General features: G+C 73.4%; 12 protein-coding genes and 1 pseudogene. 2 read left to right on the plus strand and 11 right to left on the minus strand.

The window, feature by feature from the left end; translation table 11 throughout:
• Positions 1-465: 465 nt before the first annotated feature.
• The 3 genes from H288_RS0126240 to metG are packed head-to-tail and all read right to left on the minus strand — an operon-like array spanning position 466 to position 3719.
• A complete protein-coding gene (locus H288_RS0126240) occupies positions 466-1269 on the minus strand; it encodes an MBL fold metallo-hydrolase (protein ID WP_020095550.1) in 804 nt (267 codons plus the stop codon).
• Between the two features lie 22 nt (positions 1270-1291).
• Positions 1292-2092 (minus strand): TatD family hydrolase, encoded by an 801-nt coding sequence (locus H288_RS0126245; RefSeq protein WP_020095551.1) that lies wholly within the window; start codon positions 2090-2092, stop codon positions 1292-1294.
• A gap of 49 nt (positions 2093-2141) precedes the next feature.
• Positions 2142-3719 carry a methionine--tRNA ligase gene (gene metG, locus H288_RS0126250; protein WP_020095552.1) on the minus strand — a complete coding sequence of 526 codons (1578 nt, stop codon included), beginning with the start codon at positions 3717-3719 and terminating at the stop codon, positions 2142-2144.
• A 1366-nt stretch (positions 3720-5085) separates the two neighbouring features.
• On the opposite strand from metG, the pseudogene H288_RS36420 reads away from it, so the two are divergent.
• Together H288_RS36420 and H288_RS36425 are read left to right on the plus strand one after the other, a co-directional pair.
• A pseudogene (locus tag H288_RS36420) lies at positions 5086-5583 on the plus strand (AraC family transcriptional regulator); the annotation flags it as partial.
• A 138-nt stretch (positions 5584-5721) separates the two neighbouring features.
• On the plus strand, positions 5722-5994 hold the full coding sequence (locus H288_RS36425) for a helix-turn-helix domain-containing protein (RefSeq protein WP_326491908.1): 273 nt from the start codon (positions 5722-5724) through the stop codon (positions 5992-5994).
• A 107-nt stretch (positions 5995-6101) separates the two neighbouring features.
• On the opposite strand, the gene H288_RS0126260 is transcribed toward H288_RS36425, so the two are convergent.
• From H288_RS0126260 to H288_RS0126295, 8 genes are all read right to left on the minus strand, one after another.
• Complete coding sequence (locus tag H288_RS0126260; protein ID WP_020095554.1) at positions 6102-7817, minus strand: FAD-dependent monooxygenase; 1716 nt, start codon at positions 7815-7817, stop codon at positions 6102-6104.
• Positions 7814-8434: a helix-turn-helix domain-containing protein gene (locus H288_RS32850; protein WP_020095555.1), complete on the minus strand. Its 621-nt coding sequence runs from the start codon at positions 8432-8434 to the stop codon at positions 7814-7816. The genes H288_RS0126260 and H288_RS32850 overlap by 4 nt, the downstream gene beginning before the upstream one ends.
• 141 nt (positions 8435-8575) lie before the next feature.
• Positions 8576-9628, minus strand: coding sequence for a DNA polymerase III subunit delta' (locus tag H288_RS0126270; RefSeq protein ID WP_020095556.1), 1053 nt, complete (start codon positions 9626-9628; stop codon positions 8576-8578).
• 166 nt (positions 9629-9794) lie between these two features.
• Positions 9795-10517 carry a dTMP kinase gene (gene tmk / locus H288_RS0126275; RefSeq protein WP_085986749.1) on the minus strand — a complete coding sequence of 241 codons (723 nt, stop codon included), beginning with the start codon at positions 10515-10517 and terminating at the stop codon, positions 9795-9797.
• Positions 10518-10527: 10 nt separating this feature from the next.
• Positions 10528-11772 carry a D-alanyl-D-alanine carboxypeptidase family protein gene (locus H288_RS0126280; RefSeq protein WP_020095558.1) on the minus strand — a complete coding sequence of 415 codons (1245 nt, stop codon included), beginning with the start codon at positions 11770-11772 and terminating at the stop codon, positions 10528-10530.
• Positions 11773-11967: 195 nt separating this feature from the next.
• Entirely contained in the window at positions 11968-13344 is a 1377-nt protein-coding gene (locus H288_RS0126285) for a septal ring lytic transglycosylase RlpA family protein (protein ID WP_020095559.1), read from the minus strand.
• A 458-nt stretch (positions 13345-13802) separates the two neighbouring features.
• Positions 13803-14126, minus strand: a complete 324-nt coding sequence (locus tag H288_RS0126290) for a ribbon-helix-helix domain-containing protein (RefSeq protein ID WP_020095560.1) — start codon at positions 14124-14126, stop codon at positions 13803-13805.
• Positions 14110-14757: a ParA family protein gene (locus H288_RS0126295; RefSeq protein WP_012318487.1), complete on the minus strand. Its 648-nt coding sequence runs from the start codon at positions 14755-14757 to the stop codon at positions 14110-14112. Before H288_RS0126295 ends, H288_RS0126290 begins: the two co-directional genes overlap by 17 nt.
• Positions 14758-14910 lie beyond the last annotated feature (153 nt).

Consider the following 14910-nt stretch of genomic DNA (forward strand, 5'->3'; position numbering starts at 1 on the left):
TCTCACGTTGAAGAGATTGATCTGGCCGATCACGTATATTCTCAGACGGAGCCTCACATCGACCAAGTGCCAGACGCTTCACAGCGCCAGAACACCCGTCGGTGAGCTCAGAAAGAAGAACAACAGATCGGCACAAGTCTACTCACGCCAGGTCCTAAGACCCAGCCGCAAGGACAAACGCCGCCCGCGTCTCCCTTCCTCATTCCAACTTGTCAAAGAGCGCCTCGGTCGCCCGAGGCTCATCAGAGGCAAACAGAAGACCGCCCGGCAATCCCGCCGGCCAATCCCGCCGCTTGTCAGAAGATGGCTCAGCGCCCGGTCCACTTCCGCGGCCGGCGCCGATGAGCCGGGGTATAGATCCACGGTTCCCGGCCGTCAACAGGCTTGTTGGCCGGGAAGCCGATTTTCTTGGACTCCGCGGACGACAGGCGTGTGACGCCCGATTCGCCCTCCCGTTGAGCGTGCTCAGGCCTCGAGGCTCAGGGTCATGCCGTCATAGGCGGGCACGATGCCCTCCGGCAGGCGTGCCGCGAGGGCGCCGAAGTCGAGATCCGTGTGCAGGTTGGTCAGGACCGCGCGGCGTGGCTGCACCGACTCGATCAGCGCGAGGGCGTCCGAGACCGAGAAGTGGGTCGGGTGCGGGGTGTCCCGCAGGGCGTCGATGATCAGCAGGTCGAGACCGCGGAGCCGGGCGAGGCTCGCCTCCGGGATCAGGCTGACGTCGGGCATGTAGGCGGCCGCGCCGAAGCGGAAGCCCAGGGCCGCCTCGTTGCCGTGCTCCACCGGGAGCGATTCCACGGTGATCGCCCCCCCCTCCCCCTCTAGGGTCAGGTCGCGGCCGGCGGCGAGGTCGCGCAGGTCGAGGATCGGCGGGTAGGCGCTCCCGGGGGGCGTCTCGAAGCAGTAGCCGAACCGGGCCGTGAGCAGCGACCGCGTCAGGGCATCGGCGTAGACCGGGATGCGGGCCCGCATGGCGATCACCAGCGGGCGCAGGTCGTCGATCCCGTGGGTGTGGTCGGCGTGGGCGTGGGTGTAGAGCACCCCGTCGAGGCGCGTCACGCCGGCGTCGATGAGCTGCTCGCGCAGGTCCGGAGAGGTGTCGACCAGGAGCGTGGTCCGCCCCGCCCCCGACGCGCGCTCCACCAGGATCGAGCAGCGCCGCCGGCGGTTGCGCGGCTCCGCCGGGTCGCAGGCGCCCCAGCCGCTGCCGACCCGCGGCACCCCGCCGGACGAGCCGCAACCGAGGATGCGCAGGGTCAGGCTCGCCATCCGGATCTCCCGCTCCGACTCGTCACGCAGCGCCCGGGCGCGTTCCGGCGGCCTTGTCGAACAAGGTGAAGAAATTCGCCGTCGTGGTCCGGGCGAAGTCCTCGGCGGTCAGCCCCAGGGTCCCGGCCAGCGACCGGGCGGTGTCGGCCGTGTAGGCCGGCTCGTTGGTCCGTCCCCGGTGGGGCTCGGGGGCCAGGAACGGCGCGTCGGTCTCCACCAGGATCCGGTCGAGGGGCACGGCCCTGGCGATGTCGCGCAGGTCGTGCGAGCGCCGGAACGTGACGATGCCCGAGAAGGACACGTACAGCCCCAGCTCCACCCCGGCCTCCGCCAGCCGCCGCCCCGACGAGAAGCAGTGCAGCACCGCCCGGAACGGCGCCCGGCCCATCTCGTCGGCAAGCACCCGCTCCATGTGGTCGTCGGCGTCCCGGGCGTGGATCACGAGCGGCAGGCCGGAGAGCCGGGCCGCCGCGATGTGGGCGCGCAGCACCCGCTCCTGCACGGCCTCGGGGGCGGCGTCGGCGTAGTGGTAGTCGAGGCCGGCCTCGCCGATCCCGACGCAGCGCGGGCTGGCCTGGGCGAGGCCCGCGATCGTCTCGGCGGCGACGTCCGGCTCCTCGGCGGCCCCGTGGGGATGGGTGCCGACCGTGTGCCAAACCTCGGGATGGGCCTTGGCGATCGCCCGGTAGGTGTCGGCCTTGGCGACCCGGGTGGCGATCGTGAGCATGCCGGCGACGCCCGCGGCCTTGGCGCGGGCGATCACGCCCGGGAGGTCGGCGGCGAAGTCCGGGAAGTCGAGATGGCAGTGGCTGTCGATGAGCATCGGGTCTCGGGGCCGTCGGGCGGCAGGGTCCTTCAAGCGGCAAGGTCCTTCAGGCGGACGGAGTCTCGGGGCGCTCGAAGCGCGGGAAGATCGGCGCGGGGGCGGGGAGCGCCGTGCCGGGCACGAGCCGGCCCCCCTCCCCCACATCGGCGAGGCCGCGCCGGTCGGCCGGCACCGCCAGCAGGTCGAGGAGCTTGGCCGCCGCCCCCGGCACGAAGGGCTGGGTCAGGATGCCGAAGACGCGCAGGGATTCCAGCGTCGTGTAGAGCACCGCGTTCATCCGCGCCGGGTCGGACTTGCGCAGTTTCCATGGCTCCTGGGCGGCGAAGTAGCGGTTGGCCTCGGCCACCACGGCCCAGATCTCGGCCAGGACGGTGTGGAGCGCCAGCTCGCCCATGAGGGTCCGGGCCCGTGCCGGCAGGGCGTCGGCCTGGGCCAGCAGGGCCGTGTCGGCCGCGTCCAGGCTGCCCGGATCCGGCACCGCGCCGTCGCAGTTCTTGGCGACCATCGTGAGCGAGCGCTGGGCGAGGTTGCCGAGATCGTTGGCGAGATCGGCGTTGATCCGGCCGATGATCGCCTCGTGGCTGTAGCTGCCGTCGCCGCCGAACGGCACCTCGCGCAGCACGAAGTAGCGCACCGGGTCGACCCCGTAGGTGTCGGCGAGCTCGAACGGGTCGAGGACGTTGCCCAGCGACTTCGACATCTTCTCGCCCTTGGAGAGCAGGAAGCCGTGGCCGAAGACGCGCTTCGGGAGCGGCAGCCCGGCCGACATCAGGAAGGCCGGCCAGTAGACCGCGTGGAACCGGACGATGTCCTTGCCGATCACGTGCAGGTCCATCGGCCAGAATCTTTTTTGGGGGTTCTCCGCGTCGGGGAAGCCGGTGACGGTGAGATAGTTGGTGAGCGCGTCGACCCACACGTACATCACGTGGTTCGGATGCCCCGGCACCGGCACGCCCCAGTCGAAATTGGTGCGGCTGACCGAGAGGTCCTTGAGGCCGGAGCGCACGAAGCTCGCCACCTCGTTCCGGCGCGTGTCCGGCCCGATGAAATCCGGCTGATCCGCGTAGAGTTCCAGCAGCCGGTCCTGGTAGGCGGACAGTCTGAAAAGGAAATTCTCCTCCTCCATCCACTCGACCGGCGTGTCGGTGGCGAGGCTGCGGCGGCTGCCATCCTCCAGGAGCCGGGTCTCGGACTCGTCGTAGTAGGCCTCGTCGCGGACCGAGTACCAGCCGGCATACTTGTCGAGGTAGATGTCGCCGTTGGCCTCCATCCGCCGCCAGATCTCCTGGGCGGCGGCGTAGTGGCCGGGCTCGGTGGTGCGGATGAAGCGGTCGTAGGCGCAGTCCATCCGGTCGGCCATGGCCTGGAACCGGGCGGCCGTGCCGTCGACGTAGGCGCGCGGGGTGGTGCCGGCCCGGGTCGCGGCCTGCTGGATCTTGAGCCCGTGCTCGTCGGTCCCGGTGGAGAACAGCACGTCGTAGCCGTCGAGCCGGTGGAAGCGCGCGATCGCGTCGGCGGCGATCACCTCGTAGGCGTGGCCGATATGGGGCGCGCCGTTGGGGTAGGAGATCGCGGTCGAGAGACCGAACGTCTTTCGGGGATTCGCCGGGGCGTTGGACGTCACGTCTGTGGTGTTCCGGATGAGCGCGGGAAGCTGCCCGCGTTGTCGCGCGGCCGGCGCCGGGACGCAACCGTCGCCGCCTGCGGGCGCGACGGCGATCCTCCGCGGCGGCCGGCACCGGACACGCGTGATCGTCCGCGCGCGCGCGTGGCGCCGGGGGCATGGCCCGGGAGACGGCACGAGGGACGCGGGACGCCGCGGGAACCCAGGTGTCGGCCAAGTACGCGCGGGATCCGATCCCCGCGGCGCCCCGCGGCATCGACCGGGCATGGTCCCCAGCCGCTGCCGTCTGTCTCGTCGCGGCGTCTCCGACGTCCCGGTCCTGCGACTCCCCGTGAGCGGTCTCGGTCGCGGTGCGCGCACGCCGTGCCCGCACCTCCGGAACCCGCATCGGCGCCGTGGCCTTCCAGCCGTCCCCCGCCTCGTAGTGGGCGGGTCCGCAGGTCGCTCAGGGTCGGCCCAGAGGCGGGTCGGCGCGGGGGCATTTCCTCACCCCGCCGGGCACAGTGCCGCCCGGTCTCACGCCCGCATCCGAGGCACGCCCCGCACCGGTCCGTCGCCCGGGGCGATGGCGGCTGAGAGCCACCGACGCGGGCGCCGCCCCGTCCCCGGACCCGCACGGTCAGCCACCGGGCGGGCCCCCGAAGGACGCCCCGGGATCGCTCCCGGGCCGCCGCGGACAGGTGCGGTCAGGAAGCACAAAATAGGAACATTGTCAAGGGAAGCTGAGCCGCGCGCTGCGGTCGACGCGCACCTCTCCGTCATCGCGAGCGCAGCGAAGCGAGCCAGGGCGGCGCAACATCGGCAAGGTCGCGCTGCTGGATTGCTTCGCTCCGCTCGCAAGGACGTCGGTGCCGAAGACTCATCGGCCGCGGGCACCGTCACATGGGCCGAGCCCTGCCGGCGTTCCGTCGCGCCGCCGGATCGGTGCACCACGCACGGCTGCCATCGACGTCACATCGGCCCGGAATGCCGAGCGCCAGCGGACGCAGATCCGCTCGCTAAGTTATTCTCGGAGCTTGAGGGACGCAGGAGCGTGACATATGAGCGATTCGAATCGGTATTGCGGGGTCTTTGTCGACGAAATGTATATAGAGATCGGACTTATGCCGTACACGGTTCGATATATTGCGAATAACAGAGACAATAAGTCGATTATTGCTGAATTGGTCGATCGAATATGGGGGCGATGTGATCTATCTTTCGTTGATGTCTTGTCTTCAGGTCACGCTCCGGGGCATCCGGCTCCGCGCAACGGACGGGTTCTCCGGAGGCCGCGCGCCGGCGCCTCTCCGAGCGGCCTGAGCGCCGGGTCTTCTCGACGGCCGGGACACATCCCCGGACGCGCTTCAAGCTCTGGCAGGAGGTCGTCGCCGAACGGATCGGGCCGATCGAGCAGCGCCGGCGCGCCGACGGGCCGTTCGCGGGCGAGATCGAGATCGGCGCCGTCGGCCCGCTGACCTTCAGCCGGATCACCCAGAGCGCCCTCACGACCACGATCACCGCCGATACGGTCCGGCGCCGGCCTGACGGGCTGATCCGCTTGAACTTCCGTCTCGTCGGCGCGTCCACCTTTCAGCAGCACGGCCGCGAGGCGGTGCAGGGGACGGGAGACCTCACCGTCATCGACCATCACCCGGGCGTGCTGGACGCGCGCACGGATGGCCAGACCCTGGTCATGGCCCTGCCGCGGGAGCGCCTCGAGAGCCTGCTCGGACCGGCCCGGCTGTTCGCGGCCCTGACGATGCCCGCCGGATCGGCCACGACCCGCCTGGTGACGACCTTCTTCGGGGATCTGCTCCGGGTGAACCGGCAACTCTCCCCCGAGGCGGCGGAGCGCATGGCGACCATCGGCGTGGATCTGATCGTGGCCGCGCTCGCGGATCGGATGGCCCGGGAGGTGCCGCATTCCCTGCACGGCAGCGTCGTGGTCCAGCGCGCCAAGGCCCATGTCGAGGCGAATCTCGGCGACCAGACCCTCGATCCGCCCCGGCTCGCCGCCGCGATGGGCGTGTCCCTGCGCCGGCTCCAGGAACTGTTCCACGAGCGCGGCCAGCACATCTCCGACTGGATCTGGGAGCGCCGCCTCGCGGCGGCGGCCAGGCGCCTCTCCGATCCGGTCAGCCTGCACCGCCCGATCGGCGTCGTGGCCTACGAGTGCGGCTTCGCGACCCAGGCCCATTTCGCCCGGCGCTTCAAGGACCGCCACGGCCTGTCGCCCCGCGCCTACAGGGAAGCCGCGATCTTGCGCCTGTCCGGCAGCCGGCCGGATCCGTGAGACGCCGCGACTCCGGTGCCGGTCGCGGGCGGCCGGGACGCGGCGCCGGGACGAGGGGCGGTGCCGTGCCCCGGGGCACGGCTCCGACGTCGCGGCCCCCGCCGCCCTCACCCGGCGCAAGCCGCCTCCGGCCGCACCACTTCCCCGGCCGCGCGCCCCGCCGCGTCGAAGAGCGCGCGGCAATACGCGATCAGGCGATCGGTCCGGTCCGCGCCGCTCCGGAAGGCGATGTGCCCGTCCGGGCGCACCAGCACGAGCGCCGGCCGGCCCTCCAGCCCGTAGGCGCCGTGTGCCCGGCCGTCCAGATCCGACAGGACGGGCATCTCCGCCGCGATCAGGGGGCCGGCGAGGACGAGCCGCGGACGCAGCCAGGGCCAGGGCGCCACGGCCTGGACCGCCTCCAGAAGGAAGGGCGCCGCCTCCGGCGACCGTCCGTCGAAGCACAGGAGCGCCCAGCCCGTCGTCCATCCGTCCGGGTTGTAGAGGAACGGGAACAGGCGCGTGCGCACCCCGTCCCGCGTCACCGGCGCGTCCGGCGCGCGCTGGCCCGGCTTCGGCCCCGGCCGCAGCAGGTGCGTCAGGTTCGCGAGGCCCGACAGGTGATCCGCGTTCAGGAGGCTGCCGGGATAGGCGACGCCCATCTGCTGCATGTCGTCCGTCCCCTGCAGCAGGGAGCCCAGGTTCGGCAGCGCCTTCGCGGCCAGCCCCAGCACCGTGTCGGTGACGGGGCCGCGATAGACGGTCCACCGGAACCCGCGCACCTGCTGGGCGCTCAGCCGGGCGTGCTCGCCGCCGCGCTCGCCGTCGTAGGAGTCGAGGATGGCGGGCGCCGCCTCGCCCCGCAGGGTCATGGCCAGCCGCCACGCGATCTCGACCGCGTCGTGGAGGCCGGCATTCATCCCCTGGCCGCCGATCGGCAGGGACAGGTGCCCGGCATCGCCCGCCAGGAACACGCGGCCCCGCGCGTAGCCGGGGGAGACCCCGTAGGCGAAGCGGCTGTGGGTGAGCCATTGCGGGTCGCTCAGGGTGAGGGTCTCGTCGCCGGTGACCTCCCGGGCGAGGGCCTGGATCTCCGCGAGCGTCGGGTCGCGGTCCGGCACGCCGGCGTCGTCGGCCAGGAAGAACAGCCGGTGGTAGCCGCCCCAGACCGGCATGATGCCGGCGAAGCCGCGCGGGTAGTAGAAGAACCAGAGCTGGTCCGGCTCGGACCCGCGGCGCCAGGACAGCCGGGCGTCGACCTGCCGGTTCATGCAGCCCGCGAGCCGCTCGGGCTCGAAATCCAGGCCGAGCCGGGCGCGGACCGTGCTCCGGGCCCCGTCGGCGGCCACGCAGTAGCGGGCGCGCAGCCGCGTCTCCGGCCCGTCCGCGCCCCGCCGGAGGGTCACGGTGACGCCCGCCGCGTCCTGGTCGATGCCGGTCACCGTGCAGCCCCGGTCCAGCCGACCGCCGCGGGCCTCGAACGCGTCGATCAAGGTCCGCTCGATCACGTCCTGCCCGCTGTACAGGACGTCGGGATAGGGGCTGGCGACGTCGGCGATGGGGATCGGCGTCGTCGGCGCGCCGTCGACGAAGAAGTTGATGGTGCGGACCGCGTAGGCGTTCTCCGCCAGGGCGTCGCGCAGGCCGATGCCGGCGAGCAACTCCTGCGGGCGGGCCCAGAGATTGTTGGCCCGCGAGTACGCCCTGACCTCCGCGCGCTGCTCCAGGATCAGGCACGACACGCCGTGATGGCGCAGGGCGCAGCCCGCGGTCAGGCCGACGGGGCCCGCGCCGACGACGATCACGTCGGCGTCGTAGCCCGGGGCGGCGTGGGCGTCGGTCATCGGTCGGTCTCCTGTCGGCTTTCCTGTCGGGTCTCGTGCGGGGTCTCGTGCGGGGTCTCGTGCGGGGTCTCGTGCGGGGTCTCGTGCGGGGTCTCGTGCGGCGTCTCCTGCCGGGCCTCCGCGGCGATGGACGCGATGGCGGCGTGGGAGGCGCCGATCCGCCGCTGCAGGCCCTGCAGCAGCGCGGCGGCGGCCTCGACGGCCTCGGGCGCGAGGCCCTCGGTGAGCCCGTCCGACCAGAGGGCGTTGCGCGCCATCGCCTGCCGATAGGCCCCCGCGCCCCGCGGGGTCATGGCGACGAGGGGCGCGCGGCGGTGGTGGGGGTTGGGCGCGAGCCGGATCAGCCCGTCGGCCCGCATCTCGCCGACGAGGCGCTGCACCGACTGGCGGGCGAGGCCCATGTTGCGGGCGATGTGGGCGACGGGCAGCGGCGCCGGCGCGAGGGCGATGGCCCCCAGCACCTGCCAGCGGGCGCTGGTGAGCCCGAGATCCTGCACCAGCGTGTCGCCGGCCGCGAGCAGGTCGCCGTTGAGGCGGAACACCGCGACCACGAGGTCCGACAGGGCGTGCCGGGTCCGGTCGCGGTCGCGGGCTGTCCGAGGCGGGTCGGGCTCCATGGGGCACGTCCTGACGGCAGGATGTTGTCAGAATGACAGTATGCTGTCATCGCGCGGACAACGGCGCCGGCGCCGGACGGTTCCACGCCGGCGGCGGGCCGGATCCCGATGTCGGATACGGGGACGGGTGCCCGCCGGGCCCTAAGCCACCGCCGCGAGATCCCCGAACAGCGACAGCACGACCGGGCGCCGGTCGAGGTTGTAGATCGCCGCCTCCCGGGCGGCGCGGCCGAACCGGTCGGCGACCTCCACCAAGGCCGCGAGGCGGGCGGGGGGCTCATCCCGGCGCCGGTCGATCTCGGCCGAGACGAAGCGCAGCACCGCGTCCTGGGCGGCCTCGAACCGCGCCTCGGCGTCGCGGCCCGCCAGGGTCTCGGCGAGCTTGAGCACCCGGCCCCAGTCGGGCGTGCGCGCCCGCGCCAGCAGGGTCTCGATCTCGGCCACGAGGCCGGCGGTGACCGGATCGAGCATCGCGAGCGCGCGGGCGACCGAGCCCTCGCACTGGGCCAGTGCCCGGGCCAGGGCGGTCTCGTCGGGCTGCGCGAAGGGCTCGGGCAGGCCGCGCACCACCCGGGCGACGTCCTCGGCCGGGAGGGGGCGCAGCATCAGCGCCCGGCAGCGGGAGCGGATGGTCGGCAGCAGCCGGCCGGGCTGGTGGGACAGGATCAGGAACAGCGCGCGGGGCGGCGGCTCCTCCAGCACCTTCAGCAGCGCGTTGGCGGCGTTGGCGTTCAGGTCCTCGGCGCTGTCGAGGATGCAGACGCGCCAGCCCGAATCCGCGGCCGTCGAGGCGAACAGGTCGAGGGCGCGGCGCACGGCGTCGACCGAGATCTTGGTCGGCAGCGTCTTGGCGCCGGCGCTCCGGTGGCGGCGCAGGACCACGAGGTTCGGGTGCGACAGGCCCGCCACCTTGCCGAGGACGGCGTCGCCCGCCGGCACGGCGAGGCCCGCCGGGCCCCCGCCCCCCGGGTAGGCGAGCAGGCGCCGGGCGACCCGGTAGGCCAGGGTCGCCTTGCCGATGCCGGGGGCGCCGCCGATCAGCCACGCGTGGTGCAGGCGCCCCGCCGCGATGGCGGCCGCGAAGGCGTCGGCCGCGGCCGCGTGGCCGACGAGCCCGAGGGTCTCGCGCGGGCGCGGGATCCCGGCGAGGTCCCCGGGCTCGACGTCGTCGGCGGCGCGGTCGGTGGGCTTCACGGGGCGGGTCTCACGGGGCGGGCTTCACGGGCGGGCTTCATGGAGTGGGTCTCACGGCGCGGGCCGGCGGCCTCCGATCTGGGCGGCGCGCCCGCGCGACTGCTTACACGGCCGCCGGCCAGGATGGGACCGGTCGGGCCGGGACCGGCCCCGCCCGTACGGCCGCTCACGCGGCGTCGCCGCTCCGGCCCGCCCCCGCCGGCCGGTCGGGCAGGAGCGCCGGCAGCCGGGACGCGACGGCGGCGCGGATCGCCGCCTCGACCGCGTCGGGATCGCGGGACGCGTCGATCACCGCGCAGCGCCCCGGTTCCGCCCGGGCGATCGCCAGGAAGGCCTCCCGCAGCCGGACGTGGAAGTCGAGGGCCTCGGCCTCGAACCGGTCGGCCCCCTGCCCCGTCCGGGCGCCGCGCCCGGCCGCGCGGGCGAGGCCGGACTCGGGGGCGAGGTCGAGGATCAGGGTGAGATCGGGCCGGGTCGGGCCGACGACGACCCGCTCCAGGGCGTCCACGAGCCCGGGATCGAGGCCCCCGGCGGCGCCCTGGTAGGCCCGGGTCGAGTCGATGAACCGGTCGCACAGCACGGTCTCGCCCCGGCGGAGCGCCGGGCGGATCAGCCGGTCGAGATGGTCGATCCGGGCGGCGCTGAACAGCAGGGCCTCCGCGAAGGGGCCGTAGGGCTTGGCGACGCCGTCGAGCAGCGCCGTGCGGATCTCCTCCGCCCGCGGCGAGCCGCCGGGCTCGCGCGTCACGCAGACGGGCCGCCCCGAGCGCGCGCGCAGGGTCGCGGCGAGGCGGGCGATCTGGGTCGACTTGCCGGCCCCCTCCCCGCCCTCGACGGTGATGAAGGTGCCGCCCGCCCCGGCGGGATCCCCGGACAGCGGCCCGGTCACGCGCGCGCCGTCACGACGGGTTGGCCGCCCCGGCAGCACCCTTGTCCCCGCCCTTGTCGGTTCCCTTGTCGGTTCCCTTGCCGGCCCGGTCGAAGGCCTTGCGGACGAGGCCGGTGCCGAATTCCAGCGCCGCGTCCATCGCCCGCTGCGACAGGGTGCCGGGCTCCACCGCGGCGCCGGCGAAGAGCGGCTGGTCGAGGGCGACGGTGTCGCCGCGCTGGACGCGCAGGATCCCGACCCGCTGGCCCTCCTCCACCGGGGCGATGAGCGGCCCGGTATAGATCGCCCTGGCGCTGACCCGGTCGCTGGAGCCCCGCGGCAGCAGCACCCGCACGGGCTTCTTCGCCACCAGCGGCACCGAGCCCGACTGGCCGCCGAACACCGAGGCCTCGGCCACGGTCTCGCCCGGCGCGAAGACCTGCCGGGGCTCGAAGGCGCGGAAGCCCCACTCCATCAGCTTGCGCGACTCGGAGGCGCGGTCCCGGGCGGTCTTGAGCCCCGAGACCACCAGCACGAGCCGCTGGCCGTTCTGCACCGCCGAGCCGGTGAGCGCGTAGCCGGATTCCTCCAGGTAGCCGGTCTTGAGCCCGTCCGCGCCGATGTCGAGGGCGAGCAGCGGGTTGCGGTTCTGCTGGCGGATCTTGTTCCAGGTGAACTCCTTCTCGGCGAAGATCTTGTAGTAGTCCGGGTAGGTGTCGATGATGTGCAGCGCGAGCTTCGCCATGTCCCGGGCCGTGACCTTCTGGTCGGGCGCCGAGTAGCCGGTGGCGTTGCGGAAGGTCGAGTTCGTCAGCCCGATCTCCTTGGCGCGCTGGTTCATCAGCCCGGCGAAGGCCTCCTCGGAGCCGGCCATGTTCTCCGCGATGGTGATGGCCGCGTCGTTGCCCGACTGCACGATCAGGCCGCGCAGCAGGTCCGCCATCTTGATGCGGCTGTTCACCTGCGCGAACATCGACGAGCCGCCGCCCCCGGCCCCGCCGCGCTTCCACGCGTCCTCGGTGACGGTGAACTCCGTGTCCATCGACAGGCGGCCGGATTTCAGCGCCTCGAACACGATGTCGGTGGTCATGAGCTTGGCCATGCTGGCCGGCGAGAACCGCTCGTCGGCGGCCTTCTCGAACAGGACCGAGCCGGAATCGGCGTCGATCAGGATCGCGTGCGGGGCCGCGGTCTGGAAAGTCTGCGCGGCGGCGGCGGCGAGGCCGGCGCCCAGCGCGCAGGCGGCCGCGAGAAGGGTGAGAAGGGGTCTGCGCATCACCGTTCCGTCCCGCGCCTGCCGTCGGGCCGGAAGCGTCCCGCCCGTATCCCAATAACAAGCGTGACCATATTACGGTTTCGGCGCCGGATCGAATGCGAAATGCCGCATCGGCCGCCACATCGGCCGCCACATCGACCGCCACATGGGCCGCCGGACCCGTCGGGCGGCCGCGGGTCGGCCCGGGCGCCGCCGTCAGTAGATCCCGGCGAGGCGGGCGTGTCCCGCCTTGCCGGCGGTCTTGGTGGCCGGCCCCTTGGCGGCGGGGGCCTTGGGGGCGGTCTTGGCAGAGGTGGTCGCGGAGCCGTTCGCGGCCGGCGCACCGGCCTTCGTGGCCGACGCCCTGGCCGGCACCGCGGCGAGGCGCGCCATGGCGAGCTTGGCCGAGGCCGGCATCGCGGCGGGCATCGCGGCCGGGGACGCGCCGTGCGGCGCGGAGGACGGGCCCGACGACGCCTTGGCGAGCTTCACGGTCCCGGGCGCCGGGACCGCCCGGCGATGGACCTCGGCGAGGGCCGGGCCGGCCTTCGGGCCGGCCTTCCCGGCGGCATGACCGTGCGCCGGCGGCGCGGCCGGGGCGAGGCCAGGGGTGTGGGCCGGGTTGAGACCCGCGACCTTCAGGGTCCCGGCCCCGAGGCCGCCCCTGGCGGCGACGGCCGGCACGGGGGCGGGCCGGAACTCGCGCACCCGCGGGGCGGTGGGCTGCACGGCCGCCGGGACCGTCACGGCGGCCGAGGCCAGCACGATCGGCGCGCGCACCGGCGCCGTCCGCTCGGGCCGGGCGGCCGGGGCCTCGGCGGGCGCCTTCCCGGCCGCCGTCCCGGCCTCCGTCCCGCTCTCCTCCGCCTCCTGGGCGGGCCTGAAGGCCAGAGCCGGGGCTGAGCGCGTGTAGCGCTCGGTGTCCTCCGTCGGGCCGAGATCGGCCATCATCACGGTCGAGCGGCCGGCCGGCCGCCCGTCGGTGCGCAGGCTCGCGAGGAGCTTGCGGTCGTCGCTGCCGGCCACCGAGGCCTTGCCGACATACTCGACGCGCACCCGCGCGGTGCCCCTCCGGTGGAAGCCCAGCGCTTCGGCCGCATCCTCCGACACGTCCATGACCCGGCCGGCATGGTAGGGGCCGCGGTCGTTGACGCGCACCAGCATCGAGTAGCCGTTCTCGAGGTTCGTCACCCGGGCGTAGCTCGGCAGCGGCAGGGTCGGGTGGGCGGCGGCGATCGAGTGGCGGTCGAAGACCTCGCCGTTGGCGGTCATGCGGCCGTGGAAGGCCGAGCCGTACCAGGAGGCGAGCCCCTCGCGGACGTAGCCGCTCGGATTCTCCTTCGGCACGTAGGTCTGCCCGGCCACCACGTAGGGCTTGCCGGTGTAGCGGCGCCCGCCGCCCTTCGGGATCACGTCGCCCTCGTTGTAGAGGCGCGGGCTCGCCTTCACCCCGTATTTCGGGTCGATCCCGTTCCCGGCGGCGAGCTTCTGCTGGGGCGAGGTCGCGCAGTTGGCCGTGGCCAGGGCCACGCCCGAGACGGCGATGAGCCGCAGGGCGAGGCGCGCCGGCCGGGGAAGCGTCGTGCGCACCATCGTGGGGTTCACCAAACTCTACGCGTGAGCGGGGCCCGACCGGACCGGAGCCGGCCGCGTGCACGGGGCCGCGATCGGTCCACCCAGATTTGTAGCGGTCGCGTAAAGGAAGCCTGAACGATGGGCTGCGGCCGGGTTCAGGAAGCGGGCCGCGCGGCCGGTCGGTTCTCGAGCATTGCGCGCGGATCGACGGGCAACATCTTGTTCGGGAACGGATTTTTCAAATTCTTACTGGCGCGCCCGTCCGACCGCCCCCGGGCGCGGCGCTCCACTTTTCCGTGTGGGAGCGGGGCCAGGATCGCGATGGCTCGGGACCGAGTCGGTGCGGAGGCCGCGGGCCGCTTGATCCGCGCCGGCCCTCCGCGGCGCCGCGGTCCCGGAGGGCCGGAAGGCGCCGCGCGCAGCAGCGGCACGCTCCGGAGCGGCCGCGCCGCCCCGGGTTCGAGCCCGGTCCGGCCTCAGCGGGACTGCGTGTCGGTGAGCTGCCCGATCGACTGGGCGCCGCGCTGCTTGAACAGCAGGTCGAGGCCTTCCAGCATCAGCGCGTGCATCTTGGTCCGCTCGGCGTAGGCGAGGTCGCGCAGCTGGTCGTAGACCGGCGGCTCCAGGTAGACCGACATCTGGCGGGCGCGCTGCTTGAGCGTGGCCGCCTGCTTCGGCGCCGGGGGCGCGAGGGTGAGCGACACGATCTCGGCGCCCTGCGGCCGGGCCGCCTGGGGCCGGGCCGGCGGGCTCGCCGAGGCCACGATCGCCGCGAGGCTGAGCTTAGGCGGCTTGGACATGCTGGCCCGTCCTCAGGGACTGCGTGCGGCGCTCGATCCACGACCAGAGGCGGCGGACCTCGCCGGCGGCCTGGCCCTTGGGGTTGAACTCGGTGACGCCCTGGCCGAGGCCGATCGCGTCCTGGTGGTCGGTGCGGGCGACGATGTTCACGTCGGGCAGGATGCCGAGCACCGCGAGCCCGTCCGCGGCGTCGCGGACCCGGTAGGAGCGCGGCGGGGTCTGGTTCAGCACGAAGGCGAACTTCTTCTCCAGCCGGTAGACGGCGGCCAGGGTCGGCTTGAACGCCCGCAGGTCCGCGGGGGTCGGCCGGCACGGGATGATGCACAGATCCGCGGCGCGGATCGCCGAGAGGGTGCCGGTGGAATCGACGCCGGGCGTGTCGATGAACACGTAGTCGTAGGCGGAGTCGCGCAGGCGCTCCATCACGGCGTCGATCTGGGTGGCGTCGATCTGCGCCACCTCGGGACCGTCGGCCGTGCGGTGGTCCAGCCAGTCGGAGATCGTGGCCTGCCGGTCCATCTCCAGGATGCAGACCGTGTGGCCCGCCTCCCGGGCGGCCACCGCCAGGGAGATGCACAGCGTGCTCTTGCCGCTGCCGCCCTTCTGCGTGACGAAGGTGATCGCTTTCATCCCGGGCGTCCTCCAGAAGGCCCCATGCATCCGTCCGGGCGCCCGCAACTGCCGGTCGCCGCGCCGTCTGTGCCAACCTCAGGTATGGGATTCGCGGCGTGCCGCGATCCTGTGACCCAAGGATGTCGGGGCATAGGTTGGGGTCGACATGGT

It is taken from the genome of Methylobacterium sp. 285MFTsu5.1 (assembly GCF_000383455.1).
In the GTDB taxonomy this organism is placed as follows: Bacteria; Pseudomonadota; Alphaproteobacteria; order Rhizobiales; family Beijerinckiaceae; genus Methylobacterium.